The sequence below is a fragment of the Rhizobium sp. CF142 genome, assembly GCF_000281145.1.
Lineage (GTDB): Bacteria > Pseudomonadota > Alphaproteobacteria > Rhizobiales > Rhizobiaceae > Rhizobium.
This window is the reverse complement of record NZ_AJWE01000130.1, coordinates 79,516-101,607: the sequence shown is the minus strand read 5'-3', so window position 1 is coordinate 101,607 and position 22,092 is coordinate 79,516. Positions and strand designations below refer to the sequence as shown.

Here is a 22,092-nt window from a genome sequence, read left to right as displayed (position 1 = left end):
CCGAACCGGCAATGAAAAAAGCACCGCGAGACGATCGCGGTGCTTTTTGTTTTCGTGCTCTTTGCTCAGGGGCCATATGGCTCCGGCTTTTACTTGTCGCGATTGACGCTCATTTCGCCGAAGATGCGGGCGACTTCCTTTTGAAGTGCTGCATCCGCACCCGTGATCGGCGCCATGTCGGGGTCGCGGCGCGGCATTGAGCCTGGCTGAGGGGAGCCAGACTGAGGAACACCAAGCTGCGGGGCAGGGCGTGCCTGCTGCGTATTGGGTACGGGAACCACACGCTCGGCGGCCGGATTGGCCGATATCTCATCATCGAGGATGCGTTGGAAATCGCGGCGGATGGCAGCCGATTGCAAACCGCCATCTTCCGTCGCGACTGGAGCGCCCCGCGAAACGGCGGGAATGCTCTGGGCCGGCGGAGTGGACACTTCCGGTTCGATGCGCTGCTGCGGCAGCACGCGCTGGCGGGCTGCATCGAGGATATCTGCGGCGCTAGCGGTATCGGGCGCGGGTTGCGGAGCGGGGCGTTCGGGCTGGCGCGGCTGAAGCTGCGACATGCGCTGCGGGCCGTCGCGCTCGGCTGTGAGCGGCGGAGCGGAGACCTGTGGCGCGGGAGCCTGCTGGGCAGGCATCTGTTGGACAGACATGGGCGGCGCGACTGCCGGAGCGACCGAAGGTTCGGGGCGCTGGCGAAGCGGCTCGGCCGGCGGGGCGATGACTGGGACGATGACCGGAGCCGGTGCCGGGCTGTAGGGTTCGAAATCAGGTTCGGCGCCTGCCGCCACAGGTGGTGCGACGGGGGCGGCGACTGGCCTCGGCGGCGGCTCGCGGCGCGGCTGGACTGCTGCACGCTCCTGAGCGACAGCACGCTCCTCGACCGGCTGTGGGCGGAACTCAGCAGCGGTTTCGGCTTCGGTTTCCGGCAGGATGCGGCTTTCGATGACGATATCGGTCGGGCCGCCGATCATGACGAGATGTTCGACATTGTCGCGGCGCACGAGAACCAGGCGACGGCGGGCATCGACGGCGGCGGCATCTAGCACCTGCAGGCGCGGCTGGCGGTTGCGACCGCCGCGAACGAAAGGCGAGGGTGCACGGCCGCGCAGGAACCACAGAACGAGAATGAGCAGGATGAGGGCAATACCGACGCCACCGGCGGCAAGCAGGAAGCGGCTACCGTAAGCCCCTACAACATCATCGAACATAGGCACTCACTCCATTTCGCATTATAGCACAACAGACGACTTTTCCGCTCCTTAGGCAAGAGCCGGCGGGTCTGTCCAGTCACCGGCGAACGCGATTTCGTGTTGTGCAACTATTTGGCCGGGCGCTCGCTGCGGCACCGGCGGGATTACGGGCAAATTGGCGCGTTTGCCTGTGAATTCAAGCAGTCTGACGAAACCTGCTGTTTTTGCGGGCGCAGCAAGTTGATAAGAAGGAAAGACTGCCTGATTCCTGCTTCGTAGCGGTGTTACGAGCGCGGCAGGAAGGGCTTATGCGAGGAATAGATGACGAAATCGCGTCAGGTCGACGACTATAACGCACCGCTTGTGGATCGTGGGGGGCGTTCTGGCACGGCGATACGCATCATTCTGCTGGCGATCGTGCTGATTGCGGCGGCGGCAGCCTTCGTCTTCTTCAAGGATTCGCTCGGCAACGAACTGGTGCTCGGCTGTCTCGGCGTGCTCGCCATGGTCGGCATCTTCTTCCTCGTCTCCTCCGTCATCGGCTTCATCGAGGTCATGCCGCAGCGCCAGTCCGACAGCCTGGCGCGCGCTTTCCTGAACAGCCATCCCGACGGGACGCTGATCACCGACGAGAAGGGCCGCATCGTCTATGCCAATGCCGCCTATGGAGCGCTGACGGGTGCACGCAAGGCGACCGAGGTGCAGACGCTGGAGACGCTGCTGTCGCGCCACCGCGAATCGAACGAGGCGCTCTATCGGCTGGTGAACGGGCTGCGCGAGGGCCGGGAGGGGCGCGAAGAATTCCGCCTACTGCGGGCCGTTGGCCCCGGAAGCAATGCCGGCGCGCATTGGTATCGCCTGAAAGCGCGGCTCCTGAAGCCGGAAGATGGTGACAGCAAGCCGCTGCAGATCTGGCAGATCACCGATATTACCGCCGAACGCGAGGATCAGGAGCGCTTCTTCAAGGAACTCCAGAACGCGATCGACTATCTCGACCACGCTCCCTCGGGTTTCTTCTCTGCCGGACGCAAGGGCGAGATCTTCTATCTGAACGCCACGCTTGCGGAATGGCTGGGTCTCGACCTCACCAAATTCATGCCGGGCTCGATGAATATCGGCGATCTCGTCGCGGGCGAGGGACTGGCGCTGATCCAGTCCGTACAGGCCGAGCCGGGGCTGAAGAAGACCGTGACGCTGGACCTCGACCTGCGCAAATCAAACGGCCAGAGCCTGCCGGTGCAGATCATCCACCGCGTCACCTCCATGCGCGACGGAGCGCCCGGCGAGAGCCGGACGATCGTGCTGACGCGTGACAAGGACAGTGAGAACGGCCAGTCGGCCTCGGCAGCTGCAATGCGCTTCACGCGCTTCTTCAACAACACGCCGATGGCGATCGCCTCCGTCGACGGCAATGGCAAGATCCTGCGCACCAACGCGCCTTTCCTGAAGCTTTTCTCCAATATCGTCTCGCGTGACGATCTGGAGCGCGGCGCGCTGATGGAAACGATCGTGCAGGACAGCGACCGGCCGCAGCTTGCCGCGGCACTCGCCGCCGCCAAGGACCGGCAGGGCGACATCCCGCCGATCGATTCCCGCACGCCGACCGATGACGCACGCTTCTTCCGCTTCTATGTGAATGCAGTCATCGACCAGAGCGACGAGGCGCCGGAGGAGGCGGCCATCGTCTATGCGGTGGAAGTGACCGAGCAGAAGGCGCTGGAAGCGCAGATGGCGCAGACGCAGAAGATGAATGCGGTCGGCACGCTTGCCGGCGGCATCGCGCACGATTTCAACAATGTGCTGACGGCAATCCTCCTGTCTTCCGACCATCTGCTACTGCAGGCGCGACCTGCCGATGCGAGCTTCGCCGATCTGATAGAGATCAAGCGCAATGCCAACCGCGCGGCGGTGCTGGTGCGCCAGCTTCTCGCCTTCTCGCGCAAGCAGACGATGCGGCCGACGGTGTTGAACCTGACCGACGTGGTCGGCGACCTGCGCATGCTGGTCGACCGGCTGATTTCAGGCACCAACGTCAAGCTCGACGTCGAATATGGCCGCGATCTCTGGCCTGTCAAAACCGATCTTTCGCAATTCGAGCAGGTGCTGATCAATCTCAGCGTCAATGCCCGCGACGCCATGCCTGATGGCGGCACGCTGACGCTGCGCACCCGCAATCTGCCGGCAGCGGAAGTTGCCGCCTTCAACTATTCCTACATGCCGCATGAAGACATGGTGCTGATCGAGGTGACCGATACCGGCACCGGCATTGCGCCCGAGATCATGGACAAGATTTTCGAGCCGTTCTTCACCACCAAGGATGTGGGCAAGGGCACAGGTCTCGGCCTTGCCATGGTCTATGGCATCGTCAAGCAGTCGGGCGGCTATATCCAGCCGGAATCGGAAGTCGGCAAGGGCACGACCTTCCGTATCTTCCTGCCGCGCCATATCGTCGAACCGGCAGTCGCTGCGGAAGCGGAAGCCGCCGATCAGGCCGTTGCTACCGGCGGTGCGCAGATTGTGGAACTCGTCCAGCCGAAGCAGCCGGAAGATCTGACGGGCTCGGCCGTCATCCTGCTCGTCGAAGACGAAGAAGCAGTGCGGCGCGGCGGCAAGCGCATGCTGGAGACGCGCGGCTATACGGTCCATGAGGCCGGCTCCGGCGTCGAGGCCCTCGAGATCATGGAGGAGCTCGACGGCAAGGTGGACATCGTCGTCTCCGACGTGGTGATGCCTGAGATGGACGGGCCGTCGCTGCTGCGCGAGTTGCGCAAGAACTATCCGGATCTGAAGTTCATCTTCGTGTCCGGTTACGCAGAGGATGCGTTCGCCCGCAACCTGCCGCCGGAGGCGAAGTTTGGGTTCCTGCCAAAGCCGTTCTCGCTGAAGCAGCTGGCTGTGGCGGTGAAAGAGACGCTGGATAGCTGATATGATTAAGGGGCGCTGTGCGCCCCTCAAGTCTTGCGACGATGGATCGTTGGGGGGCCAGCCCGGCCAGACGTTGGCCTACTCGCCAAGCGCTACAGCAATCTCTGCCGCAAGCCGCGCATTGTTCTCCACCAGCGCAATATTCGTCTTCAGGCTCTGGCCATCGGTCAGGTCGAAGATCGTGCTCAGCAGGTAAGGTGTTACCGCCTTGCCGGTGATTTCGTCACGCTCGGCGCTGTCGAGAGCACGCTCGATGTAGATTTCCATTTCCTCGCGGGCGATTTCGTCAGCTTCCGGAACGGGGTTGGCGATCAGCATGCCGCCGTCGATGCCAAGCTGTTCGCGCGTCGTCTGGAAATTGGCAATCGCCGCCGGGCTGTTCAGCGTCAGCGGGCTGCGGATGCCTGAAGAACGCGACCAGAAAGCCGGGAATTCGTCGCTTTCATAGGTCACGACCGGCACGCCGCGGGTTTCCAGCACTTCCAGCGTCTTTGGAATATCGAGGATTGCCTTGGCGCCGGCGCAGACGACGATGACCCCAGTGCGGGCGAGCTCTTCGAGGTCGGCGGAGATATCGAACGTTTCTTCAGCGCCGCGATGCACGCCGCCGATGCCGCCGGTCGCAAAGACCTTGATGCCGGCACGCGCCGCCGCAATCATCGTCGCCGCAACCGTCGTCGCACCCGTGCGGCGCTCGGCGATCGAAAAGGCGATATCGGCGCGCGATACCTTCATGACGTCCTTTGCCTTGGCGAGCTGCTCCAGCTCGGCGGGTTCGAGGCCGATATGCAGCGTGCCGTGGATGACGGCAATGGTGGCGGGAACCGCGCCCTGATCGCGGATGATCGATTCGACGCTACGCGCCATCTCGATATTCCCGGGGTAGGGCATGCCATGGGTGATGATGGTCGATTCGAGTGCCACGATCGGGGCGCCGCGCTGCTTGGCGGCAGCCACTTCCTTCGAGTAGGAAATCGGCAGCAGGGGCGAGAAGGGTTTGGTCATGATCCGTATCCATTTATCGATGTCGCCGCTTCATTGCAGAATTCTCGCCGCCGGGACAAGCGAAAGCATGTCGCGGATCAGTTCCCGCGAGAGATTTTCGTTGACGGCATGCGGCGACTGTACGGTGAGAGCCGCTGCCGCTGCACCATGGCGAACCGCCTCTTCGAGCGGGAGGCCGAGCATGAGTGCCGAGAGCGTACCGGCCGCCAGCGAGTCTCCCGCACCCGTGACATCGGCGACATTGTCCGAAATCGGCGGCTGCAAGACAAGCGCATGCCCGTTCTTAAACGCGACGAGTTCACGCTGACCACGGGTGACGACTGCACCGCCGATGCCGATGTCACCAAGCAGGGACGGCCAGCCGACTGCATCCTCCGGCCGGTGGCCCGCCAGCGCTGCGGCCTCGGCCTCGTTGAGGAATAGATAGTCGATGCCGTCGAGGCAGGGCAGGAGGCGCACCACCTTGGCCGGCGAAATGGCGATTGCCGCCACCGGCTTGCCGAGTGCCTTGGCCCTTGCGACGATCGCAGCAGCCGTGTCCTCGGGCAGGTTGGCGTCGAAGAGGATGAAATCGGTGGCGGCGAAGGCATCGCGCACCCAGCGGATCGACAGCCGCCGCGGCACGAAGAAGCGGTAGAGTTCCATGTCGGCCAGTGCGATGACCAGATTGCCGTCCTTCTCGATGATTGCCGTATAGCTCGGCGTCTTGCGGTCGAGGAAGACGAAGGGGCGGTCGTTGATTCCAGCAAAATCGGCCGCCTCGCTCACCATCTCGCCGATCGGGTCGCCGCCGCGCGGCGAAATCATCGTCACCTCGAAGCCGAGCCGGGCGAGATTGCGTGCCGCATTGAAGCCGCCGCCGCCCGGTTCCTCGAACCATGTTCCGGGGTTGCTGGCGCCGGGTGCCGTCTCCCCGGCAATGCGGCCGCGGCGATCGATATGGGCGCCACCGAGAACAAGAATCTTGCCGCTCATTTCTGCTCTCCCCGAGCGAATCGAATAGGCTCTAAAACGTCGGCATTCAGCGCAAGCAACGCACTAAGCCGTTGCTTTGCATCGATAAAACAAAAATAGAACACAGGCCGTTTTACCTTTTTCTTTCAATTATTTGCAACCCCATTGCGAAATTAGAACAAATCAGGTACAAACTTCGCATCAGCGGCGACATTGCTAGAGCAGCGTCAATAACCTAAAGGTGGATCGAATGTCTCAGAATTCATTGCGGCTCGTAGAGGACAAATCGGTGGACAAAAGCAAGGCGCTCGAAGCGGCACTCTCACAGATCGAGCGGTCGTTCGGCAAGGGCTCGATCATGAAACTCGGCTCGAACGAGAGCATCGTCGAGATCGAAACGGTTTCTACGGGTTCGCTCAGCCTCGATATCGCGCTCGGCATTGGCGGCCTGCCGAAGGGCCGTATCATCGAAATCTACGGTCCGGAAAGTTCTGGTAAAACGACGCTCGCGCTGCAGACCATTGCCGAAGCGCAGAAGAAGGGCGGCATCTGCGCCTTCGTCGACGCCGAACACGCTCTCGATCCGGTCTATGCCCGCAAGCTCGGCGTCGATCTGCAGAACCTCCTGATCTCCCAGCCTGACACCGGCGAGCAAGCGCTTGAAATCACCGATACGCTGGTGCGCTCCGGCGCCATTGACGTCCTCGTCGTCGACTCGGTCGCCGCGCTGACGCCGCGCGCCGAAATCGAAGGCGAAATGGGTGACAGCCTGCCGGGCCTTCAAGCCCGCCTGATGAGCCAGGCGCTGCGCAAGCTGACGGCTTCGATCTCCAAGTCGAATACCATGGTGATCTTCATCAACCAGATCCGAATGAAGATCGGCGTCATGTTCGGCTCACCGGAAACGACGACGGGTGGCAACGCGCTCAAGTTCTATGCCTCCGTCCGCCTCGACATCCGCCGCATCGGCCAGGTCAAGGAGCGCGAAGAGGTGATCGGCAACCAGACGCGCGTCAAGGTCGTCAAGAACAAGATGGCGCCTCCCTTCAAGCAAGTCGAATTCGACATCATGTATGGCGAAGGTGTCTCCAAGACCGGCGAACTCATCGACCTCGGCGTCAAGGCCGGCATCGTCGAGAAGTCAGGCGCCTGGTTCTCCTATAACAGCCAGCGCCTCGGCCAGGGTCGCGAAAACGCCAAGATCTTCCTGCGTGACAATCCGGATCTCGCCCGCGAGATCGAGACGGGGCTGCGCCAGAACGCCGGCCTGATTGCCGACCGCTTCCTGCAGAACGGCGGCCCTGACGCCGGCGACGATGCAGGTGATGCCGGCGACATGTAATTCGCCCTGACCGCTGAAGTGATTTCTGATCCGGCCGCATTCTTCTAACGAGAATGCGGCCGGTTTTGTTTGTTCGCTGGACAGTGGCAAGGTCGAACGATAAAAGCCGATGGATTTAATTTTACCTGCCTGCTGGCAGCATCGAAGGGCATGAAATGAGCGGTGTAAACGATATCCGGTCGACCTTCCTCGACTACTTCAAGAAGAACGGCCATGAGATCGTTCCATCGAGCCCGCTCGTGCCGCGCAATGACCCGACGCTGATGTTCACCAATGCCGGCATGGTGCAGTTCAAGAACGTTTTCACCGGTCTCGAAAAGCGTCCCTATTCAACGGCGACGACCTCGCAGAAGTGCGTGCGCGCCGGCGGCAAGCATAACGATCTCGACAATGTCGGCTATACTGCACGCCATCTGACCTTCTTCGAAATGCTCGGCAACTTCTCCTTTGGCGACTATTTCAAGGAGAATGCCATCGAGCTTGCCTGGAACCTGGTCACCGAAGGTTTCGACCTGCCTAAGAACCGTCTGCTGGTGACCGTCTATTCCGAAGACGAGGAAGCCGCGACGCTCTGGAAGAAGATCGCCGGTTTCTCCGACGACAAGATCATCCGCATCCCGACCTCTGACAATTTCTGGCAGATGGGCGACACCGGCCCCTGCGGTCCGTGCTCGGAAATCTTCATCGACCAGGGCGAGAATGTCTGGGGCGGCCCTCCCGGCTCGCCGGAAGAAGATGGCGACCGGTTCCTGGAATTCTGGAACCTCGTCTTCATGCAGTTCGAGCAGACCGAGCCCGGCGTTCGCAACCCGCTGCCGCGCCCGTCGATCGATACCGGCATGGGCCTGGAGCGCATGGCTGCCGTTTTGCAGGGTGTGCAGAGCGTGTTCGACACCGACCTCTTCCGCACGCTGATCGGCACCATCGAGGATACGATGGGCGTCAAGGCAGAGGGCAGCGCCAGCCACCGCGTCATCGCCGACCACCTGCGCTCCTCGGCCTTCCTGATCGCCGACGGCGTGCTGCCGTCGAATGAAGGTCGCGGCTACGTGCTGCGCCGCATCATGCGCCGCGCCATGCGCCACGCACAGCTTCTCGGCGCCAAAGAGCCGTTGATCTACAAGCTGCTGCCGACGCTGGTACAGGAGATGGGCCGCGCCTATCCGGAGCTGGTGCGCGCCGAGGCGCTGATCTCGGAGACGCTGAAGCTCGAGGAAAACCGCTTCCGCAAGACGCTGGAGCGCGGCCTGTCGCTTCTGTCGGATGCGACGACGGATCTCGGCAAGGGCGACATGCTCGATGGCGAGACCGCCTTCAAGCTCTACGACACCTACGGCTTTCCGCTCGACCTGACGCAGGATGCGCTGCGCGCCCGCGAAATCGGCGTCGATATCTCCGGCTTCACCGATGCCATGGAGCGCCAGAAGGCCGAGGCACGTTCGCATTGGGCCGGCTCCGGTGAAAAGGCCACGGAAACCATCTGGTTCGAGCTCAAGGAAAAGCACGGCGCGACCGAATTCCTCGGCTACGACACCGAAACGGCCGAAGGCGTCGTCCAGGCTATCGTCAAAGACAGCGCCGTAGCCGACGAGACCAGGGCCGGCGACAAGGTGCAGATCGTCGTCAACCAGACGCCGTTCTACGGTGAATCCGGCGGCCAGATGGGCGATACGGGTGTGATCTCGTCCGATCACGGCAAGATCGAGATTTCAGATACGCAGAAGAGGGGTGAAGGCCTATTCGTGCATCTGGGTACGGTCGTTGAAGGTGTGATCAAGGCGGGCGATGCGGTCGTGCTGACGGTCGATCGTGCACGTCGCTCGCGCCTGCGCGCCAACCACTCGGCAACCCACCTTCTGCATGAGGCGTTGCGTGAAGTGCTCGGCAGCCATGTTGCCCAGAAGGGCTCGCTGGTCGCACCCGAGCGCCTGCGCTTCGACGTTTCGCACCCGAAGCCGATGACGGCTGAAGAACTCAAGATCGTGGAGGAGATGGCCAACGAGATCGTGCTACAGAATGCACCTGTCACGACCCGCCTGATGAGCGTCGATGACGCGATCGCGGAAGGCGCCATGGCGCTCTTCGGCGAGAAGTACGGCGATGAAGTGCGCGTCGTCTCGATGGGCACCGGTCTGCATGGCGCCAAGGCCAACAGGCCCTATTCGGTCGAACTCTGTGGCGGCACGCATGTGTCGGCAACCGGCCAGATTGGACTCGTGCGCATCCTCGGCGAAAGCGCCGTCGGTGCCGGCGTTCGCCGTATCGAAGCCGTCACCGGTGAATCGGCGCGCGAATATCTCGCCGAACAGGACGATCGTGTGAAGACGCTTGCCGCCTCGCTGAAGGTTCAGCCGTCGGAAGTGCTGTCGCGTGTCGAGGCGCTGATGGACGAGCGCCGCAAGCTCGAAAAGGAACTTGCCGATGCCAAGCGCAAGCTCGCCATGGGCGGCGGGCAGGGCGGTTCTGCCGATGCGGTGCGTGACGTCGCCGGCGTCAAGTTCCTCGGCAAGGCCGTGGCCGGCGTTGATCCGAAGGATCTCAAGGGGCTTGCCGATGACGGCAAAGCCAGCATCGGCTCCGGCGTGGTGACGCTGATCGGCGTGTCCGAAGATGGCAAGGCAAGTGCTGTCGTTGCCGTGACGCCCGATCTCGTGGATCGTTTCAGTGCCGTCGATCTGGTGCGCGTTGCCTCCGCAGCGCTCGGCGGCAAGGGTGGCGGCGGTCGTCCTGATATGGCGCAGGCCGGTGGCCCTGACGGAGCCAAGGCTGACGAGGCGCTTGAGGCTGTTGCAGCGGCAATTGCAGGCTGACTGTCGAACCTGAGAACTGTTTGAAATGAGAACCGGCTGCGAGATCATGGATTTCGCAGCCGGTTTTGTTTTCGCGGTGCGCCTGCTGCGGTCAGTTTCTGGTCTGCAGCGCGAGACGGCAGGCGAGGCCGGTAAAGACAGTTGCCAGCATATATTGCGGCAGTTTCGGAAAACGGCGCACCGAGCCAAGCCGTGAACGGATCTGGCTTCCGAGGATAATGACGGCGCCGTTCACGACGAGGCCGATGCCGTTCAGGACGCTCGCAAGCACCAGCATCTGCGCGGTCATGGAGCCGCTCTCCGCATTCACGAATTGCGGAAAGAGCGCCATGACGAAGAGCGCCATTTTCGGATTGAGCAGATTGGTGGCGAGACCGGCAAAAAAGATGCGCCGGCCCGACAGGCGCTTCAGCGTGGAGGCCGGCGCAAAAGCAGTGCCTTCCGAACGGATCGTCCTGTAGGCGAGGTAAAGCAAATAGCAGCAGCCGGCCCAGCGTACGGCTTCAAAGGCGACGGGCACGGTCATGAAGAGCTGCGAGAGCCCGAAAGCTGCGGCAAGCGCGTGGCAATAGGTGCCGAGCGCAATGCCTGCATAGGTCAGAAATCCGGCGGCGTGTCCCTGGCTGATGCTGCGCGAGGCAATCAGCAGCATGTCGGGACCGGGCGTGGCGGTAAGCACCAGCGCTGCGGCGGCAAAGAGCATCAATGTAGAAAAGTCCGGCATCAGTCTTCCTCTTGGGTTCGAGCCGGAATTCCGGTCTACGCAGGATTCGCCGCCAGTTCAAGTGCGCAGGATTTGTCAAATCCGGCTATGGTTTGCTGTAGCCGATCGAATAGCAAAGGGTTTGACATGGTGGGTGAAACGGCATGGGCGCTTTACGAGCACCGTCTGAGACGGGTCTCGGCCTATATCCACGATCATCTGGACGAGGATCTGGATATGGAGCGGCTGGCCGAGATCGCCTGCCTGTCGAGCTATCACTGGCACCGGATCTATCGGGCGATTTACGGCGAGACGCTGGCGGCAACCGTCAAGCGGCTGCGGCTGCATCGCGCGGCGGGCGATATCGTCCGCACGGAACTGGCGGTCGCCGAGATTGCGAAGCGATCAGGCTATCCCAATCTCCAGTCCTTCAACCGCATATTCAAATCGGTCTATGGAATGCCGCCGGCACGCTACCGGAAAGAGGGAAGCCACACGCAGTTCGAACCCTCAATCTCCGGAAAGGCGACAGCCATGTTTGACGTAAGCCTGAAAACCATCCCGCCGCTCAAATTGGTCGGCGTTCCCCATACCGGCTCCTATATGGAGATCGGCAAGGCCTTCGAGACGCTGTTCGGCACGCTCTATGCCCGTGGGCTGGCAAGGCCGGATATGCGGATGATCGGCGTCTATCTCGACGATCCCGATCTCGTGCAGCCCGAGAAGCTGCGCTCCATCGCCTGTGTCGCAGCCGGCGAAGAGACGGCCGCCAACGCACCGCTGGAGCGGCGCATGGTGGAAGGCGGCGACTATGCCGTGCTGCATCACAAGGGGCCTTATGCCGATATGTACAAGGCCTATCAATGGCTCTACGCCCAGTGGCTGCCGGCCTCGGGCCGGCAGATCCGGGATCGTGTGATGTTCGAGGAATATCTCAACAATCCGCGCGAAGTGGCGCCGACCGAGCTGCGGACGGATATCTACATGCCGCTTGTCTAAGCGAAACGCTCAGGCGGCTTGCATGGCCTTCGCCGCCTCGTCGTCCAATGCGGTTGCCCGCTTATAGGCATCGCGTTCGGCAAGGCGGCCGAAATAATCGACAAAGGCCTGACGCTTTTCGATACTGCCAAAGGTGAGGCCCCAGCCGACATGCGAGCCGACGTAGACGTCGGCAGCCGTGAAGCGCTTGCCGGTGATATAGGGAGAGGCGGCCGAAACCGCCTTTTCCAGCGTGCCCATGACATCGCCGAAAGAGCCGCAGCCTGCCATGCGCAGCCGCTCCTGCGGGATTTCGAAGCCGAGCGCCTTCAAGGTGACGGATGCTTCCAATGGCCCGGCGGCGAAGAACATCCAGCGGTAGTAATCGGCTCGCTCATCCGCCTGCGGGCCCAACCCTGCCTGCGGAAACGTGTCCGCAAGATACGCACAGATTGCCGCGCATTCCGTCACGATCGTCTTCCCATGACGGATCGCCGGCACCTTGCCCATCGGGTTGACGGACAGATAGTCCGGCTCCTTCATCGTCCCGCCGAAGGTCAGGACTTCGGTATGATATGGTACGCCGGTTTCTTCCAGCATCCACCGCGCTATCCGGCCGCGCGACATCGGATTGGTGTAGAAGGTGATTTCCTCGGTCATCCTGCTCTCCTCTTTCCCATGCTCTTTTCGTAGCGCTGGCGCGGGAGATTTCAACCCTCGGAGAAGGCGGCACCTTCACGGCCGCGCGAGGGATGACCTCGGTCGATGGCGGCGCGTCACCGGTGGCGGTCCGGCCGGGAGGGAACCGCCAGCGCTCATTGTAGTGTTGGGTCTGGGTCTCAAGCAAAGCAAGATCAAGATAAAAAACAATCATATCTTGCCCCTCGCGCCGCGCGAGGAGCCTTACAAGTTGCAGGAATTCGGGGACAAAACTCTTCTTGGCCATCAGAACCTCCATGCCTAGGCGAGTATCTGAATATGCCTTGCAACTTACGCGAAGCTTGCGCTTTTAAAGTATATTCTAATTTAGAAACGAAATTGGACTTCGCAGGACAACAAAAAACCCGGCACAAAGGCCGGGTTTTCGATTTCTATCCGAGCAAGGCTCAGGCCATTGCAACCTGCAGGTTCTGGTCGATCTTGTCGAGGAAAGCGGTGGTGGAGAGCCACGGCTGATCGGGACCGATGAGCAGGGCCAGATCCTTGGTCATGAAGCCGGCTTCGACGGTGTCGACGCAGACCTTTTCGAGCGTTGCAGCGAACTTGGCGAGCTCGGCATTGTCGTCGAGCTTGGCGCGGTGCGCGAGGCCACGGGTCCAGGCGAAGATCGAGGCGATCGAGTTCGTCGAGGTTTCCTGGCCCTTCTGGTGCTGGCGGTAGTGGCGAGTGACCGTGCCGTGTGCGGCTTCGGCTTCGACCGTCTTGCCATCGGGCGTAAGCAGAACCGAGGTCATCAGGCCGAGCGAGCCGAAGCCCTGGGCAACGGTGTCGGACTGGACGTCGCCGTCATAGTTCTTGCAGGCCCAGACATAGCCGCCGGACCACTTCAGCGCAGAAGCGACCATGTCGTCGATCAAGCGGTGTTCGTAGGTGATGCCGGCTTCCTTGAACTGATCCTTGAATTCAGCTTCGAAGACTTCTTCGAAGATGTCCTTGAAGCGGCCGTCATAGGCCTTGAGGATGGTGTTCTTGGTCGACAGGTAGACCGGCCACTTGCGCATCAGGCCGTACATCATCGAGGCCCGGGCGAATTCGCGGATCGATTCATCGAGGTTGTACATGGCCATGGCGACGCCGGCGCCCGGTGCGTTGAAGACTTCCTTTTCGATGACGGTGCCGTCTTCGCCCACGAACTTGATCGTCAGCTTGCCCTTGCCGGGGAACTTGAAGTCGGTGGCGCGGTACTGGTCGCCGAAAGCGTGACGGCCGACGACGATCGGCTGCGTCCAGCCCGGAACGAGGCGGGGAACGTTGCGGCAAATGATCGGCTCGCGGAAGATGACGCCGCCGAGGATGTTGCGGATCGTGCCGTTCGGGCTCTTCCACATTTCCTTGAGGTTGAATTCCTTCACACGGGCTTCGTCCGGCGTGATGGTCGCGCACTTGATGCCGACGCCGTACTTCTTGATGGCGTTAGCAGCATCGACCGTTACCTGGTCGTTGGTGGCGTCGCGGTTTTCGACCGAGAGGTCGAAATAGTCGATGTCGAGGTCGAGATACGGATGGATCAGCTTGTCCTTGATGAGCTGCCAAATGATGCGAGTCATTTCATCGCCGTCGAGATCGGCGACGGGATTGGCGACCTTGATCTTCTTCATGTATCTGCCTCGTAAGCTTAGGAAGGGACTAATGCCCCGGGTGGGTGATGTGGGTCCGCAGCGCTATAGCATTGTGAGCCGGGAACGCAAAGCAGAACGGGCAGGGACGTAGCGTTTTTGCCGCCATTGCCAAGTGCTGGAAAATGGCTAGTCTCGCCGGCAGAAGCCCCCCCGAGTCCCGGACATTTTGCCATGAAGAAGATCGCCGTTCTGTTCGCCGGCCTCGTTGCCGCCCTGTCTTTTGCACCCGGTCTTTCACTTGCGGCCGATGCGACTGCGCCGGTCAAGGAGATCATGAAGGACACGCAGAAAAACTGGGCGGGCGAGAACAGCGACTGGATCGATATTTTCGAAGAAAGCACGCTCGGCCGGCTCTACAGCAAGGATTTCGGCGACAAGTACAAGGCGGCAGCCCAAAATCCTGCAGCCGACGAGGACGGCATTTCGCCGTTCGACTATGACGTCATCGTCAACGGCCAGGATGCCTGTCCGCTGCAGGACCTCTCCATCGAAAGCGGCCAGCCGGCCAACGGCACGACCGAGGTGACGGCGAAGTTCAAGGCGGCGACCTGCATGGAAGGCACACCCAACAGAGATGCCTTCACGACCGTGCGTTTCGAGGTAATCGAGGAGAACGGCAAACCCGTCATCGACGATATCATGATCCAGGGCGAGGAGGGGCAGGGGCCGATCTCACTCAAGGAAGCCATGGTGCAAATCGCCAATGGCGAATGATCCTGATGAGGTCACCGATTGGTGGCTCCGGCGAACACCATGACTAATGGCGCTTGGCAATCATCATGTTGGTGTGATTTGATTTTTGCTGAGGCGGCGGTATCTCGCTCTCGGGTTCGCCACATCCGGCGCGCATGAGGACTGGCAAGGGTGATTTCCGGCTTTGAGTTCCGAGACTGGCTGCTTGCCAATGACCCGGCGCTTTCGCGCCTGCGCATGGGCACGCGGGTTACGCTGTCGATCCTGCTCTCCTTCACGATCCTGCTTTTGATCCACATGCTCATCGTGCCGCTGCCGACCGCGTCCTATGGTCTCGGCATCGTGCTGTCGATCGAAGGCGGGGTCGCGGTGCGCGACAAGGGCTCGGCGAGCCAGCTCATCACCAGGTTGCTCGGCTGTCTTGCAAGCCTCGTGGTGGTCGGCATCGCGGCGGCGCTGGAGTCGCAACGCGTACTCTCGGATTTCATCTTCCTTGTGGTGATATTCCTGGCTTCATCTGCGCGCGTTTATGGCCCGCGTGGCTTTGCGATCGGCATGTTCGCCTTCACCTCCTATTTCCTGGGTTCCTACTTCCACCCGACGATCGGGGAATTGCCCGTCGTCCTGATCGGCCCTGTTGTCTCGGCGCTTGTCAGCCATTGGGTGAGGGCGGTGCTTCTGCCCGACAATTGGCGGCGCGACCTGCTGCGTTCACTGGAGAGCGTGCGGGGCCGCATCAATCAGATCCTCTTCAAGCTCGCTGCCCTTGCAGCGGATGGAAAGGTCGATGAGGCCGACAGGCAGGAGCTGCGCCAGCTGGAAGACCGGCTGAAGGAAGTCGTGCTGATGGCCGAGAGCTTCATTCCGCGCCCGCCGGGCGGTGTTTTCGATGGCGCTTCCGCACCGGCCGCTGAACTGGCGATCCGGCTATTCGATGCGCATCTGGCGACCGAAAGTGCCATCGTGCTGAGCTATCAAAGCCCACCATCCTTTGTGCTCGTCCATGCCGTCATCGAGGATGACAAGGCAGTACTGTCTGCGCAGGAAAAAGCGGTCGCCGATATGGAGGGACAGCCGCAGGGCGAGACGGCGCGGGCGCTGCTCTGGCTCGGAGCGGCGCGCCGGCAGCTCGTCGAAACGATCGATACCGGACGCAGGACGGATTTTGCTGAGATCGCCTCTGTCGAGGAGGTCAGCACGCCCACGGCAGTCGACTTCTCGCTGAAGAACCCGGTGATGCGTTCTGCCCTGCAGATCACGCTGGCGGCCGCGATTGCCATGACACTCGGCCTGGCGCTATCGCGCGAGCGCTGGTTCTGGGCGGTGCTCGCTTCCTTCCTCGTCTTCAGCAATACCAATTCGCGCGGCGACACAGCCATCAAGGCGCTGCAGCGCTCGATCGGCACGTTGTTCGGCATCGCCTTCGGCCTGGTGCTGGCCTCATTGCTTTCCCACCAGATGGGTATTGCCATTGCCGTTTCGATAGTCTGCGTCTTCCTCGCCTTCTACTTCCTGCAGATTTCCTACGCGACGATGACCTTCTTCATCTCGATCGTGCTCTGCCTGATCTATGGCATGATGGGTGTCCTGACCTTCGATCTTCTGAAGCTGCGACTGGAGGAAACGCTGATCGGCGCGGTCGCTGGAACGCTGGTGGCCTTCCTCGTCCTGCCGGCGCGTACGCGCGGGGCACTCGATACCGCGCTCGCCAAGTGGTTCGACACCCTGAAGGAGCTGTTATCGGCCGTATCGGACAAAAAGAGCCAGCCGGAACTGATCCTCATCTCGCAGAAGGTCGATGCCTGCTACCGCGACATTACGCTTGCCGCACGCCCACTCGGCTCCACATGGTCCATTGTCACCAGGCCGGGACAGATCCGCCAGACGCTGGCAATCTTCCTGTCGGTCACCTACTGGTCGCGCGTCCTGGCACGAAACCACACTGCCGATGCAGTCGATGACGATCTGAAACGCAGGATCGCTGCCGATATCGGCATGCTGGATACGGTTGCGCCGCGCGGCTCGGAATGTTTCCTGATCATCCGAAAGCAGATTCGACCGACCGGCCGGCACCTGCCGCTCTGGCGGGAGGGCGCTCGGCTGGCGGTGGAAATGATCGGCTCGACGCTGGAGCGGCTCTACCCAACGGAGACGCAAGACTTGCCGTTTGCAGCCGGCAAAGCTATTGCGCCCGTAAATCAGGAATAGGAAGCACATGGCGGGTACGAACAGCGAGCGTCAACTTCTGGCCGAAGGGCCGGTGATCATTCTGGTCGAGCCACAGATGGGCGAGAATATAGGCATGGTGGCGCGTGCCATGGCGAATTTCGGCCTGGCCGATCTGCGCCTCGTCAATCCGCGCGACGGCTGGCCGAACGAGAAGGCGCAGGCAGCAGCCTCCAAGGCCGATCACGTGATCGAGGGCACGAAGGTTTTCGCTACGCTGGAAGAGGCGATTGCCGATCTCAACTTCGTCTATGCGACGACGGCGCGCAGCCGCGACAATTACAAGCCGGTGCGCTCTCCGGTCTTTGCCGCCGGAAACCTCCGCAGCCGGTTCCGGGCAGGCGAGGCGACCGGCATCCTCTTCGGCCGCGAGCGCTGGGGGCTGACCAATGAGGAAGTGGCTCTTGCCGACGAGATCGTTACATTCCCGGTCAATCCGGCTTTCGCCTCGCTCAACATCGCCCAGGCCGTGCTGCTGATGTCCTATGAATGGATGAAATCGGGCATGGAGGATCTGGAGGCGGTGCCGTTCCAGGCGCTCGAGCAGCGCCCCTCCACCAAGGAACAGCTTTTCGGCCTGTTCGACCAGCTGGAAGAGGCGTTGGATTCACGCAACTATTTCCATCCGCCCTCGAAAAAGCCGAAAATGGTCGACAATCTTCGCGCAGTCCTCTCCCGCCGGGCATTCACGGAACAGGAAATAAGCGTGCTGCGCGGCGTCATCTCCTCCCTCGACCGCTTTTCGCGCGACAGTCCGCGCAAGGGCGGTTCCACTCGATCCGCCAAGGGTGCCCCGACTGATGACAGCGCCGACGAATGAGCTGAAACCCGTCCTCGTCTTCGATTCAGGCATAGGCGGGCTGACCGTCCTGCGCGAGGCACGCGTGCTGATGCCGGAACGCGGCTTCATCTATATCGCTGACGATGCCGGCTTTCCCTATGGCGGATGGGAAGAGCAGGCGCTGAAGGAGCGGATCATCGGCCTCTTCGCCAGGCTGCTCGAAGATTACGATCCCGAGGTCTGCATCATTGCCTGCAATACGGCCTTCACGCTTTTGGGTGCCGACCTGCGCGCCGCCTTTCCGCAGATGACTTTCGTCGGAACGGTGCCGGCGATCAAGCCTGCCGCCGAACGCACACGCTCTGGTCTCGTCTCGGTGCTTGCGACCCCCGGCACTGTCAGGCGCGCCTATACGCGCGACCTCATCCAGTCCTTTGCCCAGCAGTGCCATGTGCGGCTCGTGGGTTCTGAAAACCTGGCGCGCATGGCGGAGGCTTATATCAGGGGTGAAGCCGTTTCCGACGAGGCAGTGACGGCCGAGATCGAGCAATGCTTTGTGGAGAAGGACGGGCGCAAGACCGATATCGTGGTGCTCGCCTGTACGCATTATCCGTTCATGGCCAATCTGTTCCGCAGACTGTCGCCATGGCCGGTCGACTGGCTGGATCCGGCGGAAGCCATTGCACGGCGCGCCCGCACGCTGGTGCCGCAGGTCGCGGACGCGGTTCATCCCGATAATTTCGACTTTGCCGTTTTCACCTCGGGCAATCCGGATTTCGCCACGCGGCGGCTGATGCAAGGTTTCGGGCTGAGCGCCTGAGAAGCCACTGCGCGCTTTATTTCACCTGTCTCATCGCGCAAGATCTACGCGGGGAATCGCGAGCGGGTTTGGCGCTCAAGATGTAAAGGATGCGCCGTGCCGCTGCAAAGACTTGTCATGCTGATCTTCTTTCTGCAACCGATAGCCTTTGGCGCCTGGTTGCCGCGCATTCCTGATATCCAGGCGAAGCTTGAACTCGGCACCGCCGATCTCGCCGTTGCACTTCTGGGATTGCCGATCGGCACGCTGATCACCCTGCCGTTTGCCGGCCGCCTTGTCTCGCGCATCGGCGGGCGGATGGCGATCATCTATGGTTTCATGTTCTTTCTTGCCGTGGTTTCGCTGCCAGCCTTCGCGCCCAGCACCACGCTTCTGTTCTTTGCCTTGATGATCGTCGGGGTCGCGCTTTCGACGGTGGAACTCGGCATGAATGTCGAGGCCGATGTGACGGAGAAGGCGACGGGGCTGATCATCATGAGCCGCTGCCATGGCTTCTGGAGCCTCGGCATCATGGCCGGCAGTCTGATCGGCGTTGGTGCCATCGCCATTGGGCTTTCACCGCACTGGTCGATCCTGATCACGGCCATCGTCATCCTGCCGGCCGGGCTGATTGCCAGCCTGCGCCTGCCGAAATTGCCTGAAAGTCACCACGAGGAGAATTCGCAGGTAAAGACCGGCTTCAAGCCGCCCAGTCTCGCCCTGCTTGGGATCTGCGCCTTCGTCTTCGGCGTGACTATGACCGAAGGGGCGATCGCCGATTGGTCGGCGGTCTACCTGCGCGATGTCATGAATGCCGCGGGGGCGCAAACCGGCCTTGGATATTCGGTTTTCGCCTTCATGGTTGCGGCGGGGCGCTTCAGCGGTGATTACATGAAAGGCCGTTTCGGCGCGGTTGCCATTGCCCGCGGCTGCGGCATCGCCTCGCTTGCCGGCATGCTCGTCGTTCTCTTTGCGCCGGCAACACCGCTTGCCCTCATCGGCTTTGCAGCAGTCGGTGTCGGCGTTTCGGTCGGATTTCCGCTTGCGGTAACGGCAGTTGCCTCGCTGAGCGACCGCCCGCCCGCGTCAAGCGTTGCGACGCTCTCCTTCGCAGCCCTGACCGGTTTTCTCATCGGGCCGCCGATCATCGGCTTTCTTGGCGAACTCCTGGGCTTGCGTGCGGGTCTTGCGGTCTTGCTGGTACCGCTTTTCGTCAGCCTGCTCTGCACCCGTTTGCTGATCCCGACGCAGACGGACATGGTGGGCGACCTCGTGGAGCGCGAGGCGGTGTGAAAGCCTATTTCCCAGGGCTGACTTTCCCTGTGAGTTCTTGACGGTTTGACGACAACAGTGGCTGCGAATCTGCTAGAGACGGGCCGGGAATTTGTAAGGGGAATTGGACGTGCAGGTTGGCATCGATATGGGACTGGCGTCCGGCGCTCCGGCGACGCTCGATATCGAGGAGCTGCTGGCAACGCGTCTGCTCGTTCAGGGCAATTCCGGCTCCGGCAAATCGCATCTTCTCCGCCGTCTGCTGGAACAATCCGCCCAATGGGTGCAGCAGGTCATCATCGATCCCGAAGGTGATTTCGTCACGCTCTCCGACCGGTACGGCCATGTCATCGTCGACGGTGAGCGCACCGAGGCCGAGCTTGCCGGCATTGCCAACCGTATCCGCCAGCACCGCGTATCCTGCGTGCTGACGCTGGAAGGGCTCGATATCGAGCAGCAGATGCGGGCGGCCGCTGCCTTCCTCAACGGCATGTTCGATGCCGATCGCGAGTATTGGTATCCTGTTCTCGTCGTGGTCGACGAAGCGCAGATGTTTGCGCCTTCGGTCGGCGGCGACGTGTCGGAAGATGCGCGCAAGGCTTCGCTCGGCGCCATGACCAACCTGATGTGTCGTGGGCGCAAACGCGGGCTTGCGGGCGTCATCGCCACGCAGCGTCTTGCAAAGCTTGCGAAGAACGTCGCGGCCGAAGCCTCGAACTTCCTGATGGGCCGCACCTTCCTCGATATCGACATGGCGCGCGCCGCAGACCTGCTCGGCATGGACCGCCGCCAGGCGGAAATGTTCCGAGATCTCAAGCGCGGTCATTTCGTGGCGCTGGGTCCGGCCTTGTCGCGCCGGCCGCTGCCGATCCAGATCGGCAATGTCGAGACCTCGGCGCGCTCTTCCAGCCCGAAGCTGATGCCGCTGCCGGACGCGCCTCAGGATGTCGAAGACCTGATCTTCACACCCGACCCGGAGGAATTCCAGCGGCCGATCGTGCGGCGTGCGCCGCCTGCACCGCGCCCGACCACCGATATCCTCGCCGAGCTTTCGCGCTCGACGCCGGCAGCAGCGCCCATGCAGGCCGCGGAGGCAAGAGCAACCCAGCCGGAACTGTCGATTGAGGAGCGTGAGGAACGGCTTGCCGGCGTGCTCGCCGAAATCCTCGATGATCCGGGCTCCGGCTTCCGCACCGATGCGGTTCTCTATCAGGAATTCCTGGTGCGGCTGCGCATGCGCCGTGTTCCGGGTCCGCCGATGTCGTTGCCGGAATTCCGCCGGCGCGTTGCGGTTTCGCGGTCTGGCGTCGATCCCGAAATGGCGGCAGGTGAGGCGTGGGCGACGGCACTTTCGCTGTCGAACGGCGTCACCGACGATCTGCAGAGCGTGTTCCTGATGATGGCGAAGGCTGCGATCGGCGGCGAGGCTTGCCCTTCGGACGCCCGTATCGCCCGCGCTTACGGGACGCATTCGGCCCGGCGCGCGCGCCGGCTGCTCGGTTATTTCGAGGAGCAGGGGCTCATCGTCGTGCATACGGATTTCAGCGGCAAGCGCATCGTTGCCTTTCCGGACCTGCAGGCTGAGACAGCGCCAGGCTCGGCCGATGCGCCCGACAGCGATTTTCTGAAGAGCGCTGCGGAATAAACCGCGTCACACCCAGCTCTGGATGATTTCGGGGCTGGCATGGATGCAGGTGAGCTCGAGGCGCGTCGTTCCCACATTTTTGAAGCAGTGCGGCATCTCGGCATTGACGATGACGATATCGCCGACATTGGGCTCCAGTGTCTCCTCGCCGACAGTGAAGCGCGCCTTGCCGGAGCGGACGATCCACATTTCCGTATAGGGGTGAACATGCAGGTCCGGCCCCTGGCCAGGCTCGTTGTCGATCAGGAAGATCGAGACCGGCGCGCCGTAATCGCCGCCCTCGAAACGGATGGTGCGATTGGCGAACTGCTGCTGGCTTTCACGCGGTATGAGATGGAACATGATTTCCTCCTTGGATCACGCTGCAGGTTCGCTATATTTATCTTCACGAGAAGATAATCTTCCCAATTTATCTTCTCGTCAAGATAGT

The 22,092-nt window shown here is 61.7% G+C and carries 17 protein-coding genes; 10 read left to right on the top strand and 7 right to left on the bottom strand.

Annotated features, from left to right (window positions below; all coding sequences use genetic code 11):
* Positions 1-89: 89 nt before the first annotated feature.
* Positions 90-1,214: a flagellar biosynthetic protein FliO gene (locus tag PMI11_RS33150; RefSeq protein WP_037072621.1), complete on the bottom strand. Its 1,125-nt coding sequence runs from the start codon at positions 1,212-1,214 to the stop codon at positions 90-92.
* A 297-nt stretch (positions 1,215-1,511) separates the two neighbouring features.
* Between PMI11_RS33150 and PMI11_RS33145 the strand changes: the two genes are divergently transcribed.
* Positions 1,512-4,115 (top strand): cell cycle histidine kinase CckA, encoded by a 2,604-nt coding sequence (locus PMI11_RS33145; RefSeq protein WP_007826297.1) that lies wholly within the window; start codon positions 1,512-1,514, stop codon positions 4,113-4,115.
* Positions 4,116-4,193: 78 nt separating this feature from the next.
* Here the strand turns inward: PMI11_RS33145 and PMI11_RS33140 are convergent, their stop codons facing one another.
* Both PMI11_RS33140 and PMI11_RS33135 read right to left on the bottom strand, forming a co-directional pair.
* Positions 4,194-5,120, bottom strand: coding sequence for a pseudouridine-5'-phosphate glycosidase (locus PMI11_RS33140; RefSeq protein WP_007826295.1), 927 nt, complete (start codon positions 5,118-5,120; stop codon positions 4,194-4,196).
* 30 nt (positions 5,121-5,150) lie between these two features.
* Entirely contained in the window at positions 5,151-6,095 is a 945-nt protein-coding gene (locus PMI11_RS33135; RefSeq protein ID WP_007826293.1) for a carbohydrate kinase family protein, read from the bottom strand.
* Between the two features lie 229 nt (positions 6,096-6,324).
* On the opposite strand from PMI11_RS33135, the gene recA reads away from it, so the two are divergent.
* Positions 6,325-7,416: a recombinase RecA gene (gene recA / locus PMI11_RS33130; RefSeq protein WP_007826290.1), complete on the top strand. Its 1,092-nt coding sequence runs from the start codon at positions 6,325-6,327 to the stop codon at positions 7,414-7,416.
* A 155-nt stretch (positions 7,417-7,571) separates the two neighbouring features.
* Positions 7,572-10,226 carry an alanine--tRNA ligase gene (alaS, locus tag PMI11_RS33125; protein WP_007826288.1) on the top strand — a complete coding sequence of 885 codons (2,655 nt, stop codon included), beginning with the start codon at positions 7,572-7,574 and terminating at the stop codon, positions 10,224-10,226.
* 91 nt (positions 10,227-10,317) lie between these two features.
* Here alaS and PMI11_RS33120 read toward each other — a convergent pair whose 3' ends face one another.
* Positions 10,318-10,950, bottom strand: a complete 633-nt coding sequence (locus tag PMI11_RS33120; protein WP_007826287.1) for a LysE family translocator — start codon at positions 10,948-10,950, stop codon at positions 10,318-10,320.
* A 126-nt stretch (positions 10,951-11,076) separates the two neighbouring features.
* On the opposite strand from PMI11_RS33120, the gene PMI11_RS33115 reads away from it, so the two are divergent.
* Positions 11,077-11,928 carry an AraC family transcriptional regulator gene (locus PMI11_RS33115; protein WP_007826286.1) on the top strand — a complete coding sequence of 284 codons (852 nt, stop codon included), beginning with the start codon at positions 11,077-11,079 and terminating at the stop codon, positions 11,926-11,928.
* 9 nt (positions 11,929-11,937) lie between these two features.
* Here the strand turns inward: PMI11_RS33115 and PMI11_RS33110 are convergent, their stop codons facing one another.
* Positions 11,938-12,567 carry a glutathione S-transferase family protein gene (locus PMI11_RS33110; RefSeq protein ID WP_007826285.1) on the bottom strand — a complete coding sequence of 210 codons (630 nt, stop codon included), beginning with the start codon at positions 12,565-12,567 and terminating at the stop codon, positions 11,938-11,940.
* A gap of 446 nt (positions 12,568-13,013) precedes the next feature.
* Positions 13,014-14,225 (bottom strand): NADP-dependent isocitrate dehydrogenase, encoded by a 1,212-nt coding sequence (locus PMI11_RS33105; RefSeq protein ID WP_007826283.1) that lies wholly within the window; start codon positions 14,223-14,225, stop codon positions 13,014-13,016.
* Between the two features lie 192 nt (positions 14,226-14,417).
* Between PMI11_RS33105 and PMI11_RS33100 the strand changes: the two genes are divergently transcribed.
* The 6 genes from PMI11_RS33100 to PMI11_RS33075 all read left to right on the top strand — a co-directional run bounded on the left by PMI11_RS33100 (position 14,418) and on the right by PMI11_RS33075 (position 21,662).
* Complete coding sequence (locus PMI11_RS33100; protein ID WP_007826281.1) at positions 14,418-14,960, top strand: hypothetical protein; 543 nt, start codon at positions 14,418-14,420, stop codon at positions 14,958-14,960.
* A gap of 150 nt (positions 14,961-15,110) precedes the next feature.
* On the top strand, positions 15,111-17,147 hold the full coding sequence (locus tag PMI11_RS33095) for an FUSC family protein (protein ID WP_007826280.1): 2,037 nt from the start codon (positions 15,111-15,113) through the stop codon (positions 17,145-17,147).
* Between the two features lie 7 nt (positions 17,148-17,154).
* Positions 17,155-17,985 (top strand): RNA methyltransferase, encoded by an 831-nt coding sequence (locus PMI11_RS33090; RefSeq protein WP_007826279.1) that lies wholly within the window; start codon positions 17,155-17,157, stop codon positions 17,983-17,985.
* Complete coding sequence (murI, locus tag PMI11_RS33085) at positions 17,966-18,766, top strand: glutamate racemase (protein WP_007826278.1); 801 nt, start codon at positions 17,966-17,968, stop codon at positions 18,764-18,766. The genes PMI11_RS33090 and murI overlap by 20 nt, the downstream gene beginning before the upstream one ends.
* Positions 18,767-18,862: 96 nt before the next feature.
* Positions 18,863-20,038: an MFS transporter gene (locus PMI11_RS33080; RefSeq protein ID WP_007826277.1), complete on the top strand. Its 1,176-nt coding sequence runs from the start codon at positions 18,863-18,865 to the stop codon at positions 20,036-20,038.
* Between the two features lie 109 nt (positions 20,039-20,147).
* The gene (locus tag PMI11_RS33075; protein ID WP_007826276.1) at positions 20,148-21,662 is read left to right on the top strand and encodes an ATP-binding protein; all 1,515 of its coding nucleotides are present in this window, start codon (positions 20,148-20,150) and stop codon (positions 21,660-21,662) included.
* A 6-nt stretch (positions 21,663-21,668) separates the two neighbouring features.
* Here PMI11_RS33075 and PMI11_RS33070 read toward each other — a convergent pair whose 3' ends face one another.
* Positions 21,669-22,004 (bottom strand): cupin domain-containing protein, encoded by a 336-nt coding sequence (locus PMI11_RS33070; protein WP_007826275.1) that lies wholly within the window; start codon positions 22,002-22,004, stop codon positions 21,669-21,671.
* Positions 22,005-22,092 lie beyond the last annotated feature (88 nt).